Genomic DNA, 2,074 nt, shown 5'->3' with positions numbered 1-2,074 from the left:
ATAAACAGACGCTGGAAGGGTTGCTGATGGAGAACGAGAAAGGCTATCTGACGGAACTTCACCAGAATGCGCAGCGGTTACTCAAACCGTTAAAGGTGGTGAACCCGTTCGCCAGCCAGTTGACGTTCCTGAGCGACAAGACGCGCACGCGACGCGACCATATGAAGTACCTCACCCTGATACAAAGCATCGCGCTGTTGCACCAGTGCCAGCGGGAAGTGAAACAGGTGGAGCACCGTGGGCAGGTCATCGAGTATATCGAGGTAGCGCGTTCCGATATCGTGCTGGCGAATCGGTTAGCGCACGAGATATTAGGCCGGACGCTGGATGAGATGCCGCCACAGACAAGGACGCTGCTGATGCTGATACAGGGGATGGTGAACCAGCTAGCACATACGCAGAACAAAAAGCCGGGCGAGGTACGCTTTACGCGGCGGGATATCCGCGATGCGACACAGTGGAGCGATAACCAGTTGAAAGTCCACTGTCTGCGGCTGGTCGAAATGGAGTACCTGTTGGTTCATGGCGGTAGCCGGGGTCATCTGTTGCAATACGAGTTGTTGTGGGATGGGAACGGCAGCGATGACAACACACATCTGTGCGGCCTTATCGATCCGCCGGAAGCTAATCCCGCAGGACAGTACGACTCACGCAAGTTGGGGGTTAAGGAGAGCAAGTTGGCCTCAAGTTGCCCCCAAGTTGGTGCCAAGTTGGAGGAAGGAAAATCCCGCCAAGCCACGTCAGATAAGGGTTCGTCAGTCGCAAGTGGCGATAAGGTGAAAAGCACTGTTCCGGCAAAGCCAGATAAGCGCATCACACCGTAGTTCCCTTCTTCTCACTTCGCAGGACGCGCCACCATGACCCGACCGAAACCGCCCAGCCCGCAAGCCCTTTACCTTAGCAGCCTGTCACAGACGCTGCGCCAGTACGCCACGGCTTATCTCGAACACCTTGCTGCCACGAACCACAGCCCACGCACAATAGAATCCTACAGTGAACGGCTGCGCCCGTTCGTGACATGGTGCGAAGAGCGGGGCATCACGCAGGCGGCACAGGTGAGCCTGTCGGTGCTGGAAGCCTATCAGCGTTATCTTCATGGCTACCGCAAGGCGGACGGTAAACCGCTGGCACAGGGTGGTCAGCTTAACCGCCTGTCAGCGATACGCGGGCTGTTCCGGTGGCTGCTGCAACGGCATCATATCCTGTACAACCCAGCGGAGCAGATGACGCTACCGAAAGCGGAGAAACGGCTGCCAGCACAGATACTGAGCGAAGAAGAAACCGAGGCGGTGATGGACGCACAGGACACAGACACGCTGACAGGGTTACGCAACCGTGCCGTGCTGGAAATGCTGTGGAGCACGGGGCTACGGCGGTCAGAGCTGTCCGGGCTGATGCTGGCCGATGTGGACGTGGGGCGCGGCGTGCTTGTCGTCAGGCAAGGTAAGGGGAACAAGGACAGGGTGGTGCCAGTGGGAATGCGTGCGCTGGTCTGGGTACAGCGCTATCTGGACGCGGTACGGCCGAGGCTGACGACAAAACATGACAGCGGTTATCTGTTCGTGACGATATGGGGGAAACGGCTGGCGCGGTCAACGCTGACGATACTGGCAGGCCGGGCGATACGGGATGATGCACACCTGAAGAAAGCGGGCGCGTGTCACCTGTTCCGGCACTCGATGGCGACGCAGATGCTGGAGCGCGGGGCAGATACGCGACACATCCAAGCTATCTTAGGGCATGAAAAACTGGAGACGACGCAAATCTACACCCGTGTGGCTATCGGTCATCTGAAACAGGTGCATGAGAATACGCACCCAGCAGAGCGCAAGCCGAAGCCCCGACGCCGGAAGAAAGGCAAACCGGACGCTACCGTGTCGCCGGATAGCCCGAAAAAGTAGCTCACTCCCTTCAAGGCCGCAGGGATGGTGCAGGGCAGAAAGCCCTCGTCCCTGCGGGCTTACTGCCTTGTTCAGCTAAGGCGCTCCGGCGGTAAATGTCGCCCGGCCAGCGCCAGACAATGGCGCTCTCTGTACTTAACGTTGCTGGCCGAACGTCATTCAACATAATGTGG

At 58.3% G+C, this 2,074-nt stretch carries 1 protein-coding gene and 1 pseudogene; both read left to right on the top strand.

Features of this window, described 5'->3' with window-relative positions; translation table 11 throughout:
* Positions 1 to 824: pseudogene (locus tag OI69_RS07475) on the top strand (DNA primase); the annotation flags it as partial.
* 33 nt (positions 825 to 857) lie between these two features.
* Positions 858 to 1,901, top strand: coding sequence for a site-specific tyrosine recombinase XerC (xerC, locus tag OI69_RS07470; protein ID WP_039348214.1), 1,044 nt, complete (start codon positions 858 to 860; stop codon positions 1,899 to 1,901).
* The last annotated feature ends 173 nt before the right edge of the window (positions 1,902 to 2,074 follow it).

Source organism: Pectobacterium fontis, from assembly GCF_000803215.1.
Lineage (GTDB): Bacteria > Pseudomonadota > Gammaproteobacteria > Enterobacterales > Enterobacteriaceae > Pectobacterium > Pectobacterium fontis.
Note: the sequence above shows the minus strand (reverse complement) of the source record. Positions and strands in the feature narration are given on the sequence as shown.

Excerpts from the sequence above, each read along its gene's own strand:
- xerC (WP_039348214.1), top strand. The coding sequence starts at position 858 with ATGACCCGACCGAAACCGCCCAGCCCGCAAGCCCTTTACCTTAGCAGC.